This window comes from Vreelandella sp. 21, assembly GCF_050995515.1.
Taxonomy (GTDB): domain Bacteria; phylum Pseudomonadota; class Gammaproteobacteria; order Pseudomonadales; family Halomonadaceae; genus Vreelandella; species Vreelandella alkaliphila.
The window spans coordinates 2,929,407-2,950,331 of the sequence record NZ_CP194673.1; the positions used below are offsets into that span (position 1 = coordinate 2,929,407).

Sequence of the window (20,925 nt, forward strand, 5' to 3'; positions counted from 1 at the left end):
AATGGATAAACATCAGCACCAAGTATTTCTGATGCCAGAGCGGCGGCGCTTTCTAATCGCCCGCCATCACTTAGAAGACTTTTTAAGCGCTCTGCAAACAGGCAACAGCTTGGCAGAGTGGGAACAGCCCCGCTAGAAAAAGACCTACTGCTCTGCTGCACCCACGGCACAAAAGACAAATGCTGCGCCAAGTACGGCTACCAAACCTATAAGGCGCTGGCTCAAACGGTTGCTGACCACCAGCTACCGTTTGAGGTCTGGGAAAGCAGCCATCTGGGTGGCCGCCAGTGCAGCTCACAACTCACCCCCGCCCAACAGTATGCAGAATTAGCCGCCCTGACTCACCTAAGTACACAACTAAGCACGGATCAACACCAACCCCAGCTAGCGCTGCTGGACGATAGCGGCAGTGAGCAAGAACGCCTGATACGCTGGCAGTGGCAACGGGGCAACACTCAAGGCCAACTCAGCGTGCGCTGCCAAGCCACCACCATCATGCGAATTGACACCTGCGCCGACCTTGAGAAAGGACCCATGGAAAGTACTGTTTGGCATATTACTCAGGTGTCATAGCCGCTTTTTCCATCAAATACTCTGCAACCGCCTGATAGGCGGGAAGTGAAGTCGGGTCATTAGCCGCATTTCCTGCCACCGGGTGCGATGCAAAGCGCACAATGACCATTTCAGCGGTGGGGTCAATATAAATGGTTTGTCCATGCACGCCTCTTGCAGCAAAGGCACCATGCTCGTTATGCAGAGACCACCACATGCCACGGTAACTGCCGCCCGGTAAATAACGGTATCCCGCGGCGGCAAACGCTTGCCTGTCGCCGCCTTGTCGTATGCGCTCAACGGCTGCTGCGGGAAATAGCCGCTCACCATTCATTACGCCTTCATTGAGCACCAACTGGCCGACCCTGGCCATATCCCGAAGGCCAGCGCTCAAACCGCCCCCTGCGAACGGCGTACCAATGGAGTCCACGGTAAAGTAAGCATCCTGCTCCATGCCTAACCGCTGCCAAAGACGCGATGACAACAGTGATGCCACCGATTCACCCGTCGTGCGCGCGATCACCCAGCCAAGTGCATCGGTATTAATCGTTTTATAGCCAAAGACCTGCCCATGCTCCCCTTCCGGTTGTACCGTTGCGAGATACTCATAATAGGTACGCGGCCCAGTGTAATCGTCTGGTTTGGGAAGCGGGCTTGCCGCTGCATTGTAGGCCCAGATCTCAGCGTTGGGGTCACTGTAATCTTCGCTGAAAGCAAGGCCTGTGGTCATTTCAAGCAGCTGTTTAACCGTGGCATTACCAAAAGCACTGTCGGCAAGTTCCGGTAAAATATCACCCACCAGCGCTTGCTCATCCAGCACGCCTTCAGCCACCAGAATTTCACCTAGCAAGCCGGTCATTGATTTAGTCACCGACATCGCGCCGTGCTGGCCCGTTTCATCCAAACAGCCTGAGTAAGTCTTATACACCACCTGGCCTTGGTGAAGAATCAGCAGACCATCGGTGTAGTTTTCATTTAGTGACGCCTGCCACGACATAGGCTCACTAGCGTCAATCGGAGTGAAGGTGACATCGTTTATCGCATCATCTAATGCATAGGGCAAAGGAGCAGGTGCGCCTAACCCACGGCTGACCTGCTTAGTAGGCAACAGCTCGCGAAAGTGGCACACCGTCCAGCGCATTTTGGGGAAACTAAAGTAGTTGGAGTCTGGCTGGCCAATCAACTGCTCCGGCGCAGGTGGGAAGCCCTGCATCCAGCCTAAGCGGTTCGGGTCAGAAGCTTCAGCACTTAATACCGAGGCACTCGCTTGCGGAGTATCCGCATAAACCATTGAGCTAATCAGCAAAGCGGGAAACGCAAGCGGCAACATCAAACTAAAACGGCGATAAAATCGTGTCATAACCAGCTCCCAGGCACACAACGTCACATAAGCGTGAGCGTAACGCTTGAGTCTAGTGAATTCTAATAGAATGGATAGCTAAACGAGTTCAACGTTCTTTATAATTGTACTGTCCACTGTTGTTTCTCATATCGTGACTAAATACTTGGTATTGATTTCGACCGCTTTTCTTTGCACGGTACATCGCGGTGTCGGCATTCTCGAGCAAACTATGTTCATTTGCCCCATGATCGGGATAGAGGCTGATCCCGATACTGACACTAATGCTTAGTTTATAGTGACCAATACAGCATGGCGTCGCTAATGCCCGAAGGATTTTTTCTGCCACTCTGGCAGCATCACTCAGTTTTTCAATTTCACTAAGCAGTACTATAAACTCATCTCCACCCTGTCGGGACACGGAGTCTGTAGCGCGTACACATTCACTGAGACAGTTAGCGACGAACTGCAATAAACTGTCGCCAACAGTATGGCCAAGTGAATCATTGATGAACTTAAAGTTATCGATATCTAAATATAACAGTGCGACATAATGGTCGTGCCGTTTTGCAAGACGGATAGCGCGAGCAAATTGTTCTGCAAATAGAAAACGATTAGGCAGCTTGGTTAGCGCATCATAGTGGGCCTGATAGGCTAGTTGCTCAGCGCGCGTTAAAGAGTGCTTGGCATCATGAAATACAATCACCGCCCCTACCGTAACACCATGGCTATCATGAATAGGAGCCGCCGAATCTTCTATCTCTAGTTGACTACCATTCTGGCGAATCAGCACGCAGTCCAGTGCCAACCCTACCGTGCGATTTTCGTCTATTGCTCTTAGCGCTGGGTTAGGCGCGGGCTCGAAAGTTTGGATATGCACGAGCTTCAAGACCTGATCAATTGGTTTACCAAGCGCCTCTGCACTCGTCCAACCGGTCAATGCTTCAGCAACGCGGTTCAGATAGGTAACCCTGGCGCTCAAATCGGTCGTCAAAACGGCATCACCGATTGAATTTAGTGTTGCTTTAGCCCACCCCCTTTCTACTTGCAGGGCATTCTCGACACTCCGCAATCGCTCGTCGGCACCTTGCTCGGCATCATTTTCTGCCGTCTGGGCGTTATTGTTTTGATGACCACCGTACAGCATGACGTTTTTATCCATGTGTAGCCTTGCCCAAGGGTAAGGTCGGCGCTGCATTCCTTGCAGCGCACAGTGCAACATCCTGTTCAGGCATATCCCTTGCCTCACTGATAGTGACATTAGACGGTCGCTTAATGACTCACTGTGCGCTGGCGAACACAAGCAGCAAGTTATTTTAATTAGAATTCGCGACACACAAGCCCACAAATCAGTCCTATGTGCGATAGCGTACAGAGACGGCCTCAAGGCACTCTATACTTGAAAGAAGCATATCTATCAGCAGGAGACATAGATCCACAATGGCTCCCTTGTAATAGCGGCGGCTAAAAAAGCTGCTTATAAGTCAGGGATAATGAGGATATTAAATGCTTGAACCGCATGATTTTAAACAAAATGCGTTGCTAAACCTACTTCCCAGAGATGATCTCGCGCATCTGTTGCCTCACCTTGAAAAAGTGACATTGACATTGGGTCAATCACTTAGTGAATCCGGTCGGCAAATGAGCCATGTCTACTTCCCGCTGGATTCCATCGTCTCGCTGCTATGCGTGATGGAGAACGGCGCCTCGACGGAGATCGCTATAGTCGGCTACGAGGGAATTGTAGGCGTCTCGCTCTTTATGGGAGGTGAAACCACCCCCAGCCGAGCGATCGTACAGAGCGCAGGACATGCTTACCGCCTTAAGGGACAGCTGCTCAAAAACGAATTCTACCGCGCCGGTGCCATGCAGAGACTGCTGCTTCGCTATACCCAAGCCTTACTGACCCAGATGGCGCAGACAGCGGTATGCAACCGTCACCACAGCGTCGACCAACAGCTATGCCGCTGGCTACTGCTCAGCCTTGATCGGCTGCCGGGAAATGAACTGGTGATGACCCAGGAATTAATTGCCAATATGTTAGGCGTGCGTCGCGAGGGGGTCACCGAGTCAGCGGGTAAACTTCAAAAGGCTGGATTGATTTCTTACAACCGAGGGCGCATTAAAGTAATCGACCGCCCTGGGCTGGAAGCACGGGTCTGCGAGTGCTACTCAGTGGTCAAACGCGAGTATGATCGACTGCTCAACCACCATAACGTTATGTGAGCAACATAAGCGAAACCACTAACATAATGCCAAAAGTACTAACGCGCTATGTACGCTAGCGTGCCGACGCTTGATTCACCCAATGTTAATGTGTGGAGGTACCATTAAAAAAAGATGGTGCGTCTGCAGCCGACATCAAAATGATCGCGACCTTCATTGTGCCGTTTGCCAGGTTCTTTCAACCGGAGAGGCACATGACGTCTATTTTTCACGCTGCCGATGCCAATCACCTTCTTGCTGATCTGCCTACTGCTGAGCAAGACGCTTTGATGGCCAGTAGCGAGACTGTGTCGCTTACGTTTGGCGAAGAACTTTACCATCCCACCGATACAGTCACCCACGCCTACTTCCCCATCAACAGTTTCATTTCACAGATCGTCATTCTCCATGGGGATAGCCGCCTCGAAGTGGCGATGGCAGGACGTGAAGGCATGCTTGGCCTCTCACTGATGCTCGGTATCGAAGAAGCGCCACTGCTCGCAGTTGTTCAGGGAGCCGGGGTAGCGCTGCGTATCAACACTGCTAGCTTTCAACGGCTCTTGCTAGAGTGCCCGGTACTGCATCTGCGGCTAAAACGCTACCTTTACGTCGTCATTAATCAGCTAGCAAACTCAGCGGCCTGCATCCATTTTCACCGGATTGAGGAACGCCTTGCCCGCTGGCTGCTAATGACCCAAGACCGCGCCAAATCAGATAGATTGCAGCTAACCCACGAGTTCTTGGCCATGATGCTAGGCGTTCGACGAGCAGGGATTACGTTGGCGGCAATTGCCCTGCAAACACGCGGCCTAATTCGTTACCACCGTGGTGAAATCATCATCATAGACCGCCCCGGCCTGATCGAAGCGTCTTGCACTTGCTATAGCGAAGATTGTGCGCTGTATGCCCGAGTACTGACACCACACAGCTAACGGAGCAGTGGTGGAAAACCACGCGTTACCAGCGGTATCTCAAGCTGCCAATGACACTGCGAGACTCACCGTAATAGCACCAATATTCACAGCTCGCCACGTACTCTTTATCGGTGAGGTTATTGACGTTTAATTGAGCCTGCCAACCATCAGCAAACTCATAGCTCACCATCGCATCGACCAGCGTGTAGCTACCCACGGCAGTATTATCTGCCACACTGGTGTCTATCGTGCTCCCCACATAACGCACACCTCCACCTAAGGTAACGCCATTCAATGCACCGCCGGTAAATGCATAGTCCAACCACGTTGACGCCTGGTGGCGTGGGATCAAGGGCGCCCGCTGATCATCTTCAAGGCGTGAATCGGTATAGGTATAAGCCGCCGTCACTTTTAAGTCATCCGTTAGGTAACCAACCCCTTCCAACTCAAAGCCCTGAGAGGTCCGCTCACCTTCTTGCACCTGGAAGCCGCTCGGCGAGTTGATCAGCGTATTGCTCTCTTGCAGGTCAAATACTGCGGCCGTGACATAGCCGTCCCAGCCAAAGGGCGCGACTTTTACCCCAGCTTCCCACTGGCGACCTTCGCGGGGCTCGTAAAGATCACCCTCGCTGTCCACTCGACCTAACGGGTCAAAAGATTCGGTATAACTGATATAGGGGTTAACACCGTTTTCCCCCAAATACATCGCACCACCGGACCAGGATACTTGGTCATCGTCTGAGCGTTGCGTTGTTCCCGCGGTAACATTCCTGTTTTCGGTATCCGCCTGGTCATAGCGAACCCCACCCAAAAGCACCCAACGGTCATCAATACGCAGCTGGTTTTGGGCGTACAAGCCGGTTTGCTCTTTATCAATTTCTCGGGTTAACAAATCATCCGCCCCTACGGGCGTAAAGTTGCCGTAGGTGGGGTTGAAGATATCGATAGGATCGCCGAAGGGAAACGGATCAGCTTCTTGGCCACTCACCCCAAGGTTCTGATAATCCGCCCCCAGCAGCAGAGTATTTTCTGTACGATCGGTGTACCAAGTGCCCACCATACGGTTATCAACCGTCAAACTATCAATGGTGCCATCGCGATATACATGCCCGCGTGCCGCTTGACGTTCATCAGCCATGAAGAAGGCGTACGTACTGCGCAGCTCTAAATCCAGCTCGCTGTAGCGTAAATCCTGCTCGAAGCGCCACGTATCATTAAGGTGGTGGCGTAGTTCATAGCCTAACGCCCACTGGGTACGGTTATCCTTATCGTAACCCGGCTCACTCAGGTTAGTTTGGGGGTCGACACGGCCAAAGGGGGTGTCTTGCACCGTACCATAGGGCAGCTTGAAGGAGTTGACCGGAACACCGTCATCTTTCTGCACACTGGCCAAAAAAGTAACCGTTGTATCGTCGCTAACATCCACCGCCAAACTCGGCGCAAAGTAGTAACGCTCGTTATTAGTCGCGTTCAAATCACCATCACGCTCTTTATAAAGGCCGACCAAACGGTAACGAACATTGTCACTCTCGCCTACCGGGCCACTGGTATCAATGCCTACTTGGCGGTGATCGCGATTGCCAAACTGTACATTCACCTCACCCTGAGGCGTTTCTGTTGGGCGCTTGCTGACCGCATTAATCAAGCCCCCAGGAGGCGCTTCGCCGTAAAGAATAGAGGATGGACCTTTGAAGACATCCACCCGCTCCAAGCCAAATGGCTCCGGCAGCCACTGGTAAAACCCCTCGCGATAGATCCGCAGGCCATCTTGGTAAGTGGACTGATCAAACCCACGCACCTTGAACCAATCAGTGTTGTTATCACTGCCGAAATGCCCCGAAAGCACGCCTGCACGATAACGGAAAGTTTCATCTAATTGCTGGACATTGCGGGCTTCCAACTCCTCACGATCAACGCTGGATACAGGGCGCGGCGTTTCCACCAGCGGCGTATCCACTTTCAAGGCAGTTGCGGTTACCACGACAGGATCGTTAGCAACTCTCTCCTCTTGAGCAAGCGCCGCCAAAGGCGCAACGCTAAGCATTCCACCCAGCGACACCACCAACGAGCGGCGAACCGCCGCAGTCAGCGGCGCAACAGAAAACGACATGGACGTAGGGAGCATAGGAAGGTCTCACAGGCATGAGGAGAAGTATCGTTATAATAAAGCGAATGATACGGATTTTTATTCGCATGAACAATAACGGCAACGACGCAAGCCTGAGAATGGAAGATTGAAAGTGAAGGCTTGCTGAAGAGAAGAGATTTGGAGGTAGTAAAAAATAGGCACGGCAAAGAAATCGCTAGACGGCAAGGCCTGCGATGTTTGAGAAAAAGCTATAAAGGGAACAAGATAGAAATGGTGGGCCCAGTAGGACTTGAACCTACGACCAAGGGATTATGAGTCCCCTGCTCTAACCAACTGAGCTATAGGCCCGTAAAGCGTGCATATAATAGCGAATGTGTTCGGGCGAGGCTACCCCTTACGGTGCTATCTTGTGGTGATAGCAGCAATTTTTTAGGGGCACTTATTGAAAAGCGTGGGGTCTGGTAGTGAGTTCCTAATGCGGAGACGTGCTGTGAAAGCTTTGATTGCTCTTATCCCGCTATTGTTGGCGGTGCCGGTTCATGCGGATTGGCAGCTAGATCCTGGTCAGTCGCAGGTGCAGGCGTCTATTACTCAATTAGATGGCAATGCCCCGCAAACCCATCACCATCAGGTGAATAATTTGCAGGGTGATATCTCTGCCGATGGCACCCTGCGCCTGCCGTTGCGTTTGAGCCAAACGGATTTGCTGACTCGCTTTGGTGATTTGCCGCCTTGGGTGGGCTTGCTGGCCAATACCACGCTAGTCACACTGGTCGCGCAAATGCCGCCAGAGCGGTTAGATGGCTTGGATATTGGTGAATCCATGGTAGAAACGCTTACCTTTCGGGTACAAACCGACCTGATTAATCAGGAAGAGTCGGTGCCGCTGCGCTTTACCCGCGAAGGACTGAACGAGGTGCGCGTTACCCATGCTGAACCGATGGCGATGGATGGCCGCGCGCTGATGGCCAACAGCACGGTGCGAACCGTGCTGTCGTTGCTGGGCTATCAGGAGATTGACGAGCATGTACCGGTCACCTTGAATGCCCTGCTGGTGAACCGCTAACGCGCCGTAAGGCGCGTTCAGTGGCTGAGTGTTTCCACATCTCCTGCCTGGGCGGCGCCGGTTTGTACTCGCCACTGGGCAGCATAGTGGCCATCAGCCACCAACAAGCTTGAGTGGTTACCGCGTTCAGCAACGCGTCCTTTTTCAATCACCACGATTTCATCGGCATGCACAATGGTCGAAAGCCGGTGGGCAATCATAATCACCGTGCGGCCATGGGCGATGCGCTTTAGTGAACGTTGAATGGCAGCTTCAGTTTCGTTATCCACCGCGCTAGTGGCTTCATCCAGCACCAGAATTGGCGGATCTTTAAGCAGCGCCCTGGCCAGCGAAAGCCGCTGACGTTGGCCGCCAGAGAGTAATACTCCTCGCTCACCAACCGGGGTTTCCAACCCTTGGGGCAGCGTTTCAATAAAACTCCAGGCTTCGGCGGTTTTCGCGGCGTCAATAATCGCGGCCTCCGAGGCATCGGGTTTGCCGTAAGCAATATTGTCGCGAATGCTGCCTTCAAACAGGTACACATCCTGACTCACCAAGCCTATCGCTTGGCGCAGCGAGTGCATGCTGACCTCTGTGATCGGCTGACCGTCGACCAGTACGCGGCCGCTGACTGGGTCGTAAAAGCGCAGCAGCAATTTGATCAGAGTCGATTTACCGGAACCGGTAGCGCCTACCAGCGCTAAGGTATTGCCTGCAGGCACGTGGAGATCAACGCCACTCACCCCTACTTGGCTAGAGGCGTAGTGGAAGCTCACTGCTTCGAACCGCACCTCGCCTTTCACAGGCGCAGCGAGAGGCGTCACACTTTCATCTTTAACCGTAATCGGCACTTCCAGCAGGTCGAGAATCCGCTTGGTGCTGGCCATCGCGCGCTCGAACAGGTCGATCACTTGGGCAAGGCCAGTGAGCGGCCACAGCAAGCGCTGGGTAAGGAAAACCAGGACGCCATAAGCACCTACATTCAGACTGCCGTTCAGCGCCATCATGCCGCCGACGGTAAAGGTGGCGAGAAAGCCCGCCAGAATTGCCATACGGATGACGGGTATAAACGCGGAGCTGACCTTTATCGCCCGGCGGTTGGCTTCCAAATAGGCTTCGCTGGCATCACGGAGGCGCTCGGCTTCCCGTGCTTCACTGGTAAAGCTTTTGATGGTGGCAATGCCACTTAGGTTGTTGGAAAGGCGGCTGGCAAGATCACCCACCTTTTCACGCACATCGCTATACAGCGGCCCGGCTTTGCGTTGGAAGAAGAAGGCGCCCCAGATAATCAGCGGAATCGGCGTGAACGCCAGTAGCGCAATCAACGGTGACAGTACAAAGAACACGGCGCCTACCGCTATTACCGTCACACCAACTTGAATCAGCGCGTTGGCTCCGCCGTCCAGGAAGCGCTCCAGCTGGTTCACGTCGTCATTCATGGTGGCGACGAGCTGGCCGGAGCTTTTAGATTCGAAAAACGCCATATCCAAGCGCTGGGCGTGCTCGTAGGTGTCCTGGCGCATATCCGCCTGTAGCCGCTGGGCAAGGTTGCGCCAGAGAATTTGGAACAGGTACTCGAACAGCGACTCCCCTGCCCAGATAAAGAACGTCAGCACCGCCAAAATGGTGATTTGTTGATGAGGCGTTTCAAACCCCAGCCGCGCGACAAAGCTGTTTTCCTGATTCACCACCACATCAATCGCCACACCGATCAGAATTTCCGGAGCGATATCAAATAGTTTATTAATAATGGAACAGGCGGTGGCCGCGGCAATCCGCCGCCGATAACCTTTGGCATAGCGCAGCAGTCGCACGAGCGCTTGAAAGCTTTGGTTTGAAGACGTCGCTTGAGCGCGAGGTGGTGAAGAAGCCACATCGGTTCCTTTTGGAAGTTATAGAGAGAATGTAGAGAACGAGAACTATGGGCTGAAGTTACTGAGTGGCACTTATGCTGGCTGAGCCACGCGACGCACGTTAGCCAGCAAGGGGCTGCCGGTATCCGGATCAAGCAGCAGCGTACAGTCTACCTGGTAAAGCTCGCGCACTAGCTCGGGCGTCACCACCTCAACGGGCGCTCCCTGAGCAATAATCTGGCCATCGCGCATCGCAATCAGGTTGTCTGAATAACGACAAGCACTGGCGAGGTCATGCAATACCATCACCACCGTGCGGCCATGGCAAGCCAAGTGGCGCACTAACTCAAACACTTCAATCTGATGGCCTAAGTCTAGCGCAGAGGTGGGTTCATCTAAAAGCAGAAGCGGCGTTTGCTGAGCAATGGTCATAGCGATCCAGGCACGCTGGCGTTGGCCGCCGGAAAGCGCTTCTAACGGCCGGTCGGCGAGGTCTTCCAAACCAGCAGCGTCGAGCGCGTACTGCACCACGCGCTGGTCTTCCGCCGACCATTGACGTAACCAGCCTTGGTGGGGCTGGCGGCCAAAGCGAATCAATTCAGTGACGGTTAAGCCTTCTGGAGCCACCGCCTCTTGGGGCAGCAACGCTAGCTGAGTAGCTAACTGACGCGCGGGCAGGCGTTGAATATCCTGGCTATCCAGCAGTACCGCACCGCTATCTGGTTTGTGCAAACGAGCAAGGCCGGAAAGTAGCGTTGATTTACCACAGCCGTTAGGGCCAACAATGGCGGTGACCTGCCCGCTTGGCAGGCTAATGCCCAGGTTTTCAATCACTCGGCGTTGGCCATAGCTCATGCACAACGCATCGGTGGCCAGCGTTGGTGAAACAGGCGTTGCTGATACTTGTCCTGGTGAAACTTGCTCTGGTGAAACAAGTTCTGGTGAAAGAGATGAGTTGTTCATGGGCGGCTCCGTTGTGGGCGCATTAATATCCATAGCAGCCAGGGCCCGCCAACCACCGCGGTGACAATGCCAACGGGAATTTCAATCGGCGCCAAGAGGGTGCGCCCGGCAAGGTCGGCCAACAGCATCACTAAAGCACCGGCTAAGGTGGCGGCCAGAATCGGCACATGTCGAGCGCTGGAGAGTGAGCGGGCAATCTCTGGGCCAATCAGAGCGACCATGCCCACAGGCCCCGCCACAGCAACCGCAAAGGCGGTAAGCACAACGGAAAGCATCAGGATCTGTAGCCTGCGGGCTTTTACACGGAGTCCTAGGCCGCTGGCGGTGGCATCTTTAAAGCGCAGTAGTGTCAGTGAGCGCGCCAACGCCAAGGCGGCAATAATCCCCAATGCCAAGCCAATTCCCAACAGTTGTACTGCGCCGCCGGGGCGGGCATTGAGTGATCCTACTGTCCATGGGTAGGCGGCATTGGCGGTGTCAATCGCTACCCGCGCCAGCATTAATTGAGTGACAGCACCAAACACCGCTCCCACGCCAATACCCGCGACAATAAACCGATAACCCTGAGTGCCACTGCCTGCCGCGAGGCCAAAGGTCAGCACGGCGGCGGTCGTTGCCCCAGCCAGAGCCATCGCGGGCGGCGCAATAGACACGCTCATGCCTACAATAGAGGCCACCGCAAACGCCGTTGCGCCATTATCAATACCGATAATGCCGGGCGTGGCTAAGCGATTGCGTGCCAGGGTTTGCATCAAAATACCTGAAAGTGCGAACGCCGCTCCGGTAAAACAAGCAGCGGCCAAACGAGGCAAACGCAGCTCCTGAACCATAAAGGCCGTCATCATGTCGCCCTTACCTAATACGGCAGGAATAACCGCACTGGGCGCCAGCGGAACGCTACCTAAGCTTAGATAGAGCAGGCAAGATGCCAGCAACGCAATCAACAAACCAATATTGACGGCTAGCGCGCGCTTTTCGAGCAGGAAACTATAGCCCCAACGGGGTAGCGCGATATGCCAGTAGCCTTCCGGCGCTGGCACGCTATCGGCATGCTCTGCGGCATGGATTGGAACATTGTTTAAAACATGGCTGGGAGTGACAACATCCGTTAAAGGCGGATGATTCGCCATTACTTTCATATCAACACATCACCAAGATGACACCAAGACGCCCGGGCGGCAGGGTGTTAAAAAAAAGCGTTACAGCATGGGTAACCGTTTAGCACGCACCACTGCAATCAATACCGGCGCGCCACATAGCGCGGTGAGTACACCCAAGGGCAGCTCGGAAGGTGCCACGGCAACACGCGAGATAATATCCGCCATAAGCACAATCAATGGGCCTATCGGCAGGCAAAACCACAGCGTGCGGCGAATATCGGGCCCTGCAAACGCACGCGCTACAAATGGCACCACCAGCCCTACAAAGGCGATCGGCCCGGCAATCGCAGTTGCCGCGCCAACCAGCAGTGCCACGCAACCTACGGCTACCCAGCGGATCAGCGTGGGATGATGCCCCAAGCCACTCGCCGCTCGCTCGCCTAGCGCCAGCGCTGCCAGTGGCCGCGCCATGATAACCACCGCGATGGCAGCAACTAGTAAACTCGGCAGCACCGCCACAAGATCATCCAGCCGTCTTCCTGCAAGGCTGCCTACCACCCAAAAACGAATCTCATCAGCAGCGCGCTGGTCGTACAGCAGCATTAATGAGGTGAGCGAGCCTAACAGTCCAGAAAATGCCGCCCCCGCCAACACTAAACGCACGGGGTCATTTCCCACTCCGCGAAAACGCGCCACGCTGAGGACACACACACAGCCGATCAGTGCTCCTAACTGGGCAACCGAAATGCGTAGCGTGGCAGCGCTAGCTCCTAGCACCAGTGCCAGTGCTACCGCAAAGGCCGCTCCTGCGCTTACCCCCAGCAGCCCCGGCTCGGCGAGCGGGTTGCGGGAAATGGCTTGTAGCAGCGCCCCGGCAACGCCCAATGCAATTCCCACCACAATGCCAATTAAGGTACGCGGAGCGCGGAGCTCCCAGACGATAAACTGCGCTTCGCTGTCGCTGGCGCCCTGCAGCAATCCCAGCACTCGGCGTGGCCCAACCTCACCTGCCCCAATCAGTAAACTAACGACGCTCACCGCCACAAGGGCGGTGAGCAGAATAAGCATCCATGTACGGGGGGCATAGCGCCGACTGGCGCTGCCCATTGCGCTAGATAGTGATGTCACGGCATCTTTCACGGCAACAATGCGTTCTCAATATCGTCCAGAATGGCTTGGGCGGCCAGCGGGCCGTTGGCACTGCTCCACAGTTGGCCATTCACCGGCACGACCTGATCTTGTTTAACTACGTCCAAACGTGTGAAGGCGGAGCTTTGCTTGGCGGCATCTAACGCCGCTTGGCCATCGGCGTTAAGCGTAGCCAGGAACAGCCAATCGCCGTCCACTTGGGAAAGATTTTCAAGACTGAGTATATCGCTATGGGGGTGACCTTCAGCAACCAGACCCGCATCCTGAACCTCTACCCCCACTTCCGCCAATAGGCCAGTGGCGATCAGCTCTTTGGACATCACCATTGGGCCATTAGGCATCCAGCGAGCCAGCACAGCAGTGCCACCTGCGTTCGCATCATCAATCGCAGCGGCCAATTCGCTAATACGCTGATCGACGGTCGCAATCGCATCGTCAATTTCCGCTTCACGGTTAAGCGCCTGTCCATAAAGCCGAGCTTCCGCTTTCCAATTATCAAACGCTAATGGTTGAGCATGTGGCACCACAGTAGGCGCGATGCGCGATAGCAACTGGTACTGCTCTTCCGATAGCTGAGCAGCGGCCAGAATTAAATCGGGCTGTTGGGCCAGAACCGCTTCAATATTGATTTCACGTGCAACGCCGACAATCTCAGGACGCTCGCCATTTAGGTGGGCTTCCACGTACTCAGCAACGTTATCACCACCGCGGGTAGTGACCGCGCCAACGGGGGTCACGCCGGCAGCTAAGGCGGCATCTAAAGCACCTTCATACAGGGTGACAATACGCTCTGGCGCATCGCTAACTTCAACGTCTCCGTAAGCGGTATCCAGCGTGCGCGCCTGAGCAACGCTTGCCAACGATCCACCTACCAATAACCCGCCTACCACAATACCTACAAGTCCGTTGCGCAGCGATGAGTAACCCATAAGTAACGCTCCTGAGTGTCTGTGGCAATGATAATAACGATTCTCAAAAGCACTTGCATCATTATTCCAACGAATCGAACGTTCCAGTTACTGCAACACCCGCTTAATTAGCCGCCTAACAACCTTAATAGAGGTGTATTTTGTTCATAGCATTGTTCGATATTAAGCAACACAATGTTCGATGAAACAAACTCGCATATGGGAACTTTTCTTCTTAGAATCACCACCTCGATTGATAACAGTTTTCATTAGCAAATAAGTTTCATCTCAGGGGATCACCATGCCACGCTTCACTCGCACCGCGTTAGCCAGCGCCGTCGCTCTTAGCGTCACCGCCACTGCGGCCTTAGCTCAAGAATCAGAACAACTAGACAATATCGTTGTATCTGCAAGTGGTTTTGAGCAGGCACTGGTGGATGCCCCTGCCAGTATTTCCGTTGTTTCTCGTGAGGAACTGGAGCGCAAGCGCATTACCAGCGTGGCTGATGCGTTACGTGATGTAGAAGGTGTTGATGTTGGTGGGGCTGTCGGTAAAACCGGTGGCCGCAATATCAGCATTCGTGGGATGCCTAGCGACTATACATTGATTCTTATTGACGGCCGTCGGCAGAACGCGGCTGGCAGCGTCACGCCTAACGGGTTTGGCGAAACGTCTACTAGCTTCTTCCCGCCTGTCTCCAGTATTGAACGTATCGAAGTCATTCGTGGCCCAATGTCGACGCTATATGGCTCTGACGCCATGGGCGGGGTAATCAACATCATCACTCGCCGAGTAGACCGCGAGTGGGTTGGTTCCGTAGGCGTTGAAAACACATTTAATGAAGATCGTGATTTCGGTGATCGCCGCGAAATCAACCTGTACACCAGTGGCCCGCTTATTCAAGACACGCTAGGCATTCAGGTGCGTGGTCGCTTATACGAGCGGGACGCATCAGAGCTTACTTACACTGACGGCAACGGCAACCCCATTGACGTTAGCCAGCGCGGCCCCAGCCCCGTTGAAGGCGATACCTATAACCTGGGCGGCAAGTTAACCTGGACACCCAATGCCGATCACGACCTTTGGGTGGATGGTGAAGTTAATCGACAGCGTTATAACAATGACGAATGCCAGCTTGGTACTTTAGATGGCCGCACCCGTAGCTGCGCGCCAGATCCTGGCGCCGCCAATGGCTACGCCGACGAGTTGCGTTTTGAGCGTCAGCAGGTTGCTATTGGTCACACTGGGCGCTTTGCATCAGGCACGCTCGAATCCAGTTTGATGCGCAACACCACAGAAACTAAAGGCCGTACGATTCCTGGTGAAAATGGCGTTGCCTATGACGGCTTCCCTGGCATCGTGGGCGGAGCCCCTCGCGAGCTAGAAACCACTAATACAGTATTAGACAGCAAATATGTCATGCCGCTAGGCGACCACATGACCACAGTGGGCTTGCAGTGGTGGGATGCTAAGCTCGATGATGGGTTAGCAAATGAGACTTTTGAGCAAACTACGTGGTCACTCTTTGCAGAAGATGAGTGGATGCTACGTGACGATTTGGCGCTAACGCTTGGCGGCCGCTACGATCATCATGATGCCTTTGGCAGCCAGTTCAGCCCACGTAGCTATTTGGTGTGGAACACGACGCCAAACTGGACACTGAAAGGCGGCGTCAGCCGAGGCTACAAAACGCCCTCGCTGAATGACCTGCATGCGGGTATCAATGGCGTTACGGGCCAGGGCACCATACTCACTATCGGCAACCCGAACCTTGAGCCGGAAACCAGCACCAGCAGTGAAATTAGTGCACATTACGATAGCCTGGCAGGTTTCACCGCTAGCGCCACGCTGTTCTATAACGAGTTTGACGACAAAATAGCCAGCGGCAACGACATTGTTGTTGAGAACAACCCGCTCGTACCCGACGGTGTCTATAGCCAAGACGTCAATATCGATGAAGCCGTTACCCAGGGTGTCGAGCTTTCTACCAGCTATCAGTTCACGCCAGATTGGCGCTTATCGGCCAACTACACTTACACCGATAGCGAACAGAAGAGCGGTAACAACCGTGGCGAACCGCTGACCGATACCCCGGAGCATGCATTCAATGCCACGCTGCGCTGGCAAGCCACGCCTCAGTTGGACACGTGGCTTTCCGCCGAGTACCGCAGCGAACGTTACCGTAACCGTGAAAGCGTTAGGGGCGCGCCCTCTTTCGATGACCTAGGTGACTTCAAAGCCTATTCACTGTTCCACTTAGGCGGCAGCTACGCATTTACCGAGCAATTTAACGTGAGTGCCACCATCTACAACTTGTTCGATAAAGACTTCGTCGATTACCGCGCTTATGGTGACGGCACTAGCTTTGGCAATGTGTATGCCAATAGCGAAGAGGGACGTCGACTGTGGCTCTCTGCACGCTACGAGTTCTAAACGCTACTAGCTAAAAGGTTCTATTTACTGTTTCAATGCTGACTTACTGCCCTGGCCATGCGCCAGGGCTTTTTTACGCCCGCTTAACAGCGAATTCGATGTTTATTAGGGAACTGTCTGTCATGACCGCGCACCCGCTCGTCCGCTATCTTGCCTTGGTTCTACTGTTGCTCTGCGGCCTAATGCTCTCTAGCGCTTCCTTCGCGCAATCAGCCCCCAGGGTTGAGCTGGCGCCCGTAAACCGCGAGCCAATTTATACCGAAACAAACCTGGTCGGCACCGTAAACTCCCTGGAAGATGCCCTCCTCTCAGCATCAGTAGCAGGGCTTATTACTCAGGTAGCGGTTAATCCTGGCGACCACGTCGCCAAGGGAGACACGCTAATCGCGCTGGATGACGATCTGGCTCGTTTTGACGTAGCAGCGGCGGTTGCTGCAGAACAGGAGGCCCAGGCCGCACTAGCGGAAGCAGAACGACTACTGCGAGAAGCGGAATCGGTGGGCGTGGGGCGTAACATCGCAGCGACTGAAGCGAGCGCTCGTCGTAGTGCCGTTAACGTGGCCCGCGCCGCACGCTCGCGTTTAACGGCGGAGCAAGCACGTTTAAACGCCCTACTGGCTCGCCATGCAATTAACGCCCCTTTTGATGGTGTCGTCAGCGCTCGCAGCGTCAATCTCGGTGAGTGGGTCACGCCAGGAGATAGCGTTGCGCGCCTCGTTAACCTTGATGAGCTGCGCGCTGATTTTCAGGTGCCCGAAGCCTTTTATGCCGCCGTTCAAGACGAAGCGTTGATCAGCCTGCGCGTGGGCCAACAAACCTACGAGACCACTATCGCCACCATGGTGCCGATCAGTGACCCCAGTGCTCGCACATTTCTATTACGCGCCCATGTTCCCGATGCAGCTTCACTATACCCAGGTAATGCAGTGGATGCCGTGCTGCGGGCGTCGACCGGCAGCGATGGGCTGACGGTTCCCCGCGATGCGTTAAGCCGCTACCCAGACGGGCGAGTCACCGTGTGGGTCGCCACACCTAACGAAAACAACACGTATCAGGTTACTGAGCAACGCGTGCAGTTGGGTATTAACTTTGCCGACCGTGTGGAAATTATCGAGGGCCTCTCTGGTGATGAGCTGGTGGTCATTCGGGGTAATGAATCGCTGGTCGAAGGTGTCAGCGTTGAGGCTGTCGCGGCGGGGAGCGAGTAATGTTTGCAGCCCTACTGCGCCAACAAACGCTGGTCACTGTTATCGCGCTAATCTTCCTGCTGCTGGGCATTGCCGCCACGCTACGCATCCCCGTTCAGATGATTCCCGACATTGAAGCCCGCACAATTACGGTCGAGACGCGCTGGGCGGGAGCAACGCCTCAGGATATCGAAAAAGAGATCCTCATTGAGCAAGAGCAGTACTTGCGCAATGTGCCGAACCTTACCCGCATGACGGCCATCGCCGAAAGTGGCAGCGCTGAAATTGAACTTGAATTCCCGTTTAGCGTGGATATGACCGCAGCGCTAATTCAAGTCAATAACGCGCTCAGCCAAGTATCGTCATATCCCACCAATGTGGACCAGCCACGGATTGTTTCTGCCGCCTTTTCGACAGACGCGTTTTTGCGCTTTCACGTGGGTACGCTACCCGGCAACCCTAAGGCGTTAGATATCCAACTGATGAGCGACTTTATCGACGACCGTGTGCGGCCTCGCATGGAAAGCGTTAAAGGCGTGTCGGAAGTCGGCGTCAATGGCGGCGCTCAGCGGCAGCTACAAATTTTGGTCGACCCTGGCGCGCTAGCCCAGCGCGGGGTTTCACTTACCGAGTTACGCGACGCCATCACCCAGCGTAACCGGGATATCTCCGGTGGCGAATTAGAAGCCGGTAAACGCCGCTATTTGATACGCACGCTGGGCCGCTTTGATGATGCTGAAGCCTTGGCGGAGTTGGTTGTCGCTCGCCAGGGCGATAGCATCGTGCGGCTTACCGACGTTGCCGAGGTCCGCCAGGGGCAGTCGCGCTTAAGCCAGCTCTCGTTTTATAACGGCCAGCCGGGCATTGGTATGGACCTTCGGCGGGAAAGCGGTGCCAACGTCATCGATATCAAATACGCCATTGAAGAAGAAATAGCGGCCATTAACGACAGCATTCTGCGCCCGGCGGGTATGGAAATGGTGCTGACTGCCGATGATGTGCGCTACGTGGAGGCCTCGGTCAGTAATGTATGGAGTAATCTGCTACTTGGGGCGGCCTTTGCAACGTTGGTGATGTACCTGTTTTTGCGCTCCGCTCGCGCCACCTTTATTGGCGTTATTGGCATCCCCTTCTGCACCATTGCGGCTTTTTTAGGGCTGATGCTCACGGGACGCACGATTAACGTAATTTCCATGGCAGGCATTGCCTTTGCCATTGGCATGAGCGTCGATAACAGCATTGTGGTGTTGGAAAATATTGAGCGATACCGTCGTTTAGGACTCGACCGCATTGAATCGGCGCTACGCGGCGTGCAGGAAGTATGGCCCGCGACGCTGGCATCGACGACCACCACCATCTTGGTTTTCCTGCCTATTCTGTTTATAGAAGAGGAAGCTGGGCAACTGTACTCTGACGTGGCCATTGCCGTTTCCGCCGCTATTTTTGCCTCAATGCTGGTGGCAGTTACCCTAGTGCCGTCACTCTGTTCGCGCTTTAATTTTTCGATGCGCAACGAGCATGAGGATAGCCCCGCGGCCTCACGCCCTTCGTGGGCTGGGGAGCGGCTTGATCGATTGATCGCCACTCCTTTTCGGCGCGGAGTGATTCTAGTCACTACAGTAGTGATCAGCGGCTGGACTATCGTTGTACTCACTCCGCCTGCCGAGTACTTGCCCGAAGGCGAGGAACCTAAAACCTTTGCAGTGATGAGCCCACCGCCTGGCTATAGCCTGCAGGAGATGGCGGGAATCGCCGCGCAAGTAGAGGATTACTTTTTACCCCATGTAGACGCTGACCCAGCGGCTTTTTTAGCGGGCGACACCGAGGTGCCGCCGCTGGCTTATATGAACATGCGGGTTGCCCCTACGCGGCTGTTTATCGTCGCGGAAGCAGCTGACCCTGGTGATATCGAAGCGTTAATGGACGCACTTACCAGCTACTACGAGCGCTTTCCAGGAATGCGCGCATTTGCCTCGAAAGGCTCGATCATTTCCAGTAACGATGGCGGCACGCGGAGTATCAACCTGGATATCGCCGGCCCGGATTTGGCGACCGTTTATGAAGCCGCCAATAACCTCTACCGAGAAGCCCGCAATGAGTTTGGCAATCCGCGCATTCAGAGCCAACCCTCTTCGCTGTCGTTGGATCAGCCGCTGATTCAAATTCGCCCAGATTGGGCGCAGGCGTCAGCACTTGGCTTAGCGGCAGAAGATGTCGGCTTTTCAGTCGCCGCACTCACCGAAGGTGCCTATGTGGATGACTTCTTTCTCGATGACGAGAAGATCGATATTTATCTTTATGGCCCCCAGCTGTCGCTACCTCTGGACCAGCTACCCAACCTTCTGCTGCATACCCCCAGCGGCGCGACACTGCCGCTCTCTGCCGTCGCCAGCATTGATGAAACTATGGACACCAGCGTTATTCGCCGGGTCGATAGTAGCCGCACGGTGACCCTCAATGTCATCCCACCACCCAGCATTGCCCTGGAAGCAGGGGTTGAGCAGGCCGAGAGAATGTTGGAGCGTCTACGCCGTGAAGGGGGACTACCATCGGCGGTGGATATTTCGATTTCTGGGGCTAGTGATCAGTTAAATGCCACGCGAGACGCGCTAATGGGCAACTTCTTGATTGCCATTGTGATTGTCTATTTGCTACTGGTAGCAATTTTCTCTCACTGGGGCTACCCGCTGCTGATCCTTACCTCCATTCCTTTGGGCGTGGTGGGTGGCATTATGGGTCTGGCAGCCATGAATGCAGTGGGCAGCCTACTGCCACTTATTGGCATCGCTCCACTAAGTCAGCCCTTCGATATGATTACGATGCTGGGCTTTTTGATCTTAATGGGAACCGTGGTTAATAACCCCATCCTGGTGGTCGACCAGGCTCGGCGGCGATTACACGATAAGCAGCTATCCGTTCAGGAAGCAGTGTCTCAAGCGGTACAAACCCGCCTGCGTCCAATTGCGATTACCACGCTGACAACCCTATGCGGGCTTTCGCCATTGGTATTTTTGCCCGGTGAAGGCACCGAGCTCTATCGTGGCGTGGGAGCGATCGTCTTATTTGGCTTGCTGGGAGCTTCCATCGTCACGGTGACCTTCCTGCCAGCCTTGATGATAAGCGTGCTGCAGCTTAGCAAACGCAATACGCAGCCTACCCAAGCCCAACATTCGTAAATAAATATCCG

Annotated in this window: 16 protein-coding genes and 1 tRNA gene; 8 read left to right on the plus strand and 9 right to left on the minus strand. The window is 54.5% G+C overall.

Translation table 11 applies throughout. From position 1 onward, the window contains the following. The first annotated feature begins 1 nt into the window (after nucleotide 1). The gene (locus tag ACN06F_RS13515) at nucleotides 2–136 is read left to right on the plus strand and encodes a hypothetical protein (RefSeq protein ID WP_267900562.1); all 135 of its coding nucleotides are present in this window, start codon (nucleotides 2–4) and stop codon (nucleotides 134–136) included. Further along, nucleotides 118–573, plus strand: coding sequence for a sucrase ferredoxin (locus ACN06F_RS13520; protein WP_271910812.1), 456 nt, complete (start codon nucleotides 118–120; stop codon nucleotides 571–573). The genes ACN06F_RS13515 and ACN06F_RS13520 overlap by 19 nt, the downstream gene beginning before the upstream one ends. Here ACN06F_RS13520 and ACN06F_RS13525 read toward each other — a convergent pair. Further along, nucleotides 557–1,912 carry a serine hydrolase domain-containing protein gene (locus tag ACN06F_RS13525; RefSeq protein WP_433924093.1) on the minus strand — a complete coding sequence of 452 codons (1,356 nt, stop codon included), beginning with the start codon at nucleotides 1,910–1,912 and terminating at the stop codon, nucleotides 557–559. The two genes, ACN06F_RS13520 and ACN06F_RS13525, sit on opposite strands and share 17 nt — an antisense overlap. 88 nt (nucleotides 1,913–2,000) lie before the next feature. Further along, a complete protein-coding gene (locus ACN06F_RS13530) occupies nucleotides 2,001–3,053 on the minus strand; it encodes a diguanylate cyclase domain-containing protein (protein ID WP_051626350.1) in 1,053 nt (350 codons plus the stop codon). Nucleotides 3,054–3,397: 344 nt separating this feature from the next. Here ACN06F_RS13530 and ACN06F_RS13535 point away from each other — a divergent pair, with 344 nt between their 5' ends. Both ACN06F_RS13535 and ACN06F_RS13540 read left to right on the plus strand, forming a co-directional pair. After that, the gene (locus ACN06F_RS13535; protein WP_038477464.1) at nucleotides 3,398–4,117 is read left to right on the plus strand and encodes a Crp/Fnr family transcriptional regulator; all 720 of its coding nucleotides are present in this window, start codon (nucleotides 3,398–3,400) and stop codon (nucleotides 4,115–4,117) included. Between the two features lie 194 nt (nucleotides 4,118–4,311). Beyond that, nucleotides 4,312–5,028, plus strand: coding sequence for a Crp/Fnr family transcriptional regulator (locus tag ACN06F_RS13540; RefSeq protein ID WP_198348977.1), 717 nt, complete (start codon nucleotides 4,312–4,314; stop codon nucleotides 5,026–5,028). A 25-nt stretch (nucleotides 5,029–5,053) separates the two neighbouring features. On the opposite strand, the gene ACN06F_RS13545 is transcribed toward ACN06F_RS13540, so the two are convergent. Together ACN06F_RS13545 and ACN06F_RS13550 are read right to left on the minus strand one after the other, a co-directional pair. Then, the gene (locus ACN06F_RS13545) at nucleotides 5,054–7,054 is read right to left on the minus strand and encodes a TonB-dependent siderophore receptor (RefSeq protein WP_433925121.1); all 2,001 of its coding nucleotides are present in this window, start codon (nucleotides 7,052–7,054) and stop codon (nucleotides 5,054–5,056) included. A 316-nt stretch (nucleotides 7,055–7,370) separates the two neighbouring features. Beyond that, nucleotides 7,371–7,447: transfer RNA gene (locus ACN06F_RS13550), tRNA-Ile, on the minus strand. Nucleotides 7,448–7,589: 142 nt separating this feature from the next. Here ACN06F_RS13550 and ACN06F_RS13555 point away from each other — a divergent pair. Then, the gene (locus tag ACN06F_RS13555) at nucleotides 7,590–8,165 is read left to right on the plus strand and encodes a hypothetical protein (RefSeq protein WP_232471388.1); all 576 of its coding nucleotides are present in this window, start codon (nucleotides 7,590–7,592) and stop codon (nucleotides 8,163–8,165) included. Nucleotides 8,166–8,182: 17 nt separating this feature from the next. Here ACN06F_RS13555 and ACN06F_RS13560 read toward each other — a convergent pair whose 3' ends face one another. The 5 genes from ACN06F_RS13560 to ACN06F_RS13580 all read right to left on the minus strand — a co-directional run bounded on the left by ACN06F_RS13560 (nucleotide 8,183) and on the right by ACN06F_RS13580 (nucleotide 14,138). Further along, nucleotides 8,183–10,018: an ABC transporter ATP-binding protein gene (locus ACN06F_RS13560; RefSeq protein WP_433924094.1), complete on the minus strand. Its 1,836-nt coding sequence runs from the start codon at nucleotides 10,016–10,018 to the stop codon at nucleotides 8,183–8,185. Between the two features lie 72 nt (nucleotides 10,019–10,090). After that, a complete protein-coding gene (locus tag ACN06F_RS13565; protein ID WP_433925122.1) occupies nucleotides 10,091–10,852 on the minus strand; it encodes an ABC transporter ATP-binding protein in 762 nt (253 codons plus the stop codon). 104 nt (nucleotides 10,853–10,956) lie between these two features. Further along, nucleotides 10,957–12,099, minus strand: coding sequence for a FecCD family ABC transporter permease (locus ACN06F_RS13570; RefSeq protein ID WP_253485985.1), 1,143 nt, complete (start codon nucleotides 12,097–12,099; stop codon nucleotides 10,957–10,959). Between the two features lie 60 nt (nucleotides 12,100–12,159). Beyond that, the gene (locus tag ACN06F_RS13575) at nucleotides 12,160–13,128 is read right to left on the minus strand and encodes a FecCD family ABC transporter permease (protein ID WP_198349077.1); all 969 of its coding nucleotides are present in this window, start codon (nucleotides 13,126–13,128) and stop codon (nucleotides 12,160–12,162) included. A 68-nt stretch (nucleotides 13,129–13,196) separates the two neighbouring features. After that, nucleotides 13,197–14,138 carry an ABC transporter substrate-binding protein gene (locus ACN06F_RS13580; RefSeq protein WP_253485986.1) on the minus strand — a complete coding sequence of 314 codons (942 nt, stop codon included), beginning with the start codon at nucleotides 14,136–14,138 and terminating at the stop codon, nucleotides 13,197–13,199. Between the two features lie 280 nt (nucleotides 14,139–14,418). Between ACN06F_RS13580 and ACN06F_RS13585 the strand changes: the two genes are divergently transcribed. The 3 genes from ACN06F_RS13585 to ACN06F_RS13595 all read left to right on the plus strand — a co-directional run bounded on the left by ACN06F_RS13585 (nucleotide 14,419) and on the right by ACN06F_RS13595 (nucleotide 20,914). Further along, nucleotides 14,419–16,551 (plus strand): TonB-dependent receptor domain-containing protein, encoded by a 2,133-nt coding sequence (locus ACN06F_RS13585; RefSeq protein WP_038477516.1) that lies wholly within the window; start codon nucleotides 14,419–14,421, stop codon nucleotides 16,549–16,551. 122 nt (nucleotides 16,552–16,673) lie between these two features. Next, nucleotides 16,674–17,759 (plus strand): efflux RND transporter periplasmic adaptor subunit, encoded by a 1,086-nt coding sequence (locus ACN06F_RS13590; RefSeq protein ID WP_433924095.1) that lies wholly within the window; start codon nucleotides 16,674–16,676, stop codon nucleotides 17,757–17,759. Then, entirely contained in the window at nucleotides 17,759–20,914 is a 3,156-nt protein-coding gene (locus tag ACN06F_RS13595; protein ID WP_433924096.1) for an efflux RND transporter permease subunit, read from the plus strand. Before ACN06F_RS13590 ends, ACN06F_RS13595 begins: the two co-directional genes overlap by 1 nt. Nucleotides 20,915–20,925: the final 11 nt, after the last annotated feature.

Bases quoted from the DNA above. Each gene is read 5' to 3' on its own strand.
- ACN06F_RS13515 (WP_267900562.1), top strand. From the start codon at position 2: ATGGATAAACATCAGCACCAAGTATTTCTGATGCCAGAGCGGCGGCGC.
- ACN06F_RS13525 (WP_433924093.1), bottom strand. From the start codon at position 1,912: ATGACACGATTTTATCGCCGTTTTAGTTTGATGTTGCCGCTTGCGTTT.
- ACN06F_RS13530 (WP_051626350.1), bottom strand. From the start codon at position 3,053: ATGGATAAAAACGTCATGCTGTACGGTGGTCATCAAAACAATAACGCC.
- ACN06F_RS13535 (WP_038477464.1), top strand. From the start codon at position 3,398: ATGCTTGAACCGCATGATTTTAAACAAAATGCGTTGCTAAACCTACTT.
- ACN06F_RS13540 (WP_198348977.1), top strand. From the start codon at position 4,312: ATGACGTCTATTTTTCACGCTGCCGATGCCAATCACCTTCTTGCTGAT.
- ACN06F_RS13545 (WP_433925121.1), bottom strand. From the start codon at position 7,054: ATGCTTAGCGTTGCGCCTTTGGCGGCGCTTGCTCAAGAGGAGAGAGTT.
- ACN06F_RS13565 (WP_433925122.1), bottom strand. From the start codon at position 10,852: ATGAGCTATGGCCAACGCCGAGTGATTGAAAACCTGGGCATTAGCCTG.
- ACN06F_RS13570 (WP_253485985.1), bottom strand. From the start codon at position 12,099: ATGAAAGTAATGGCGAATCATCCGCCTTTAACGGATGTTGTCACTCCC.
- ACN06F_RS13575 (WP_198349077.1), bottom strand. From the start codon at position 13,128: ATGCTTATTCTGCTCACCGCCCTTGTGGCGGTGAGCGTCGTTAGTTTA.
- ACN06F_RS13580 (WP_253485986.1), bottom strand. From the start codon at position 14,138: ATGGGTTACTCATCGCTGCGCAACGGACTTGTAGGTATTGTGGTAGGC.
- ACN06F_RS13585 (WP_038477516.1), top strand. From the start codon at position 14,419: ATGCCACGCTTCACTCGCACCGCGTTAGCCAGCGCCGTCGCTCTTAGC.
- ACN06F_RS13590 (WP_433924095.1), top strand. From the start codon at position 16,674: ATGACCGCGCACCCGCTCGTCCGCTATCTTGCCTTGGTTCTACTGTTG.
- ACN06F_RS13595 (WP_433924096.1), top strand. From the start codon at position 17,759: ATGTTTGCAGCCCTACTGCGCCAACAAACGCTGGTCACTGTTATCGCG.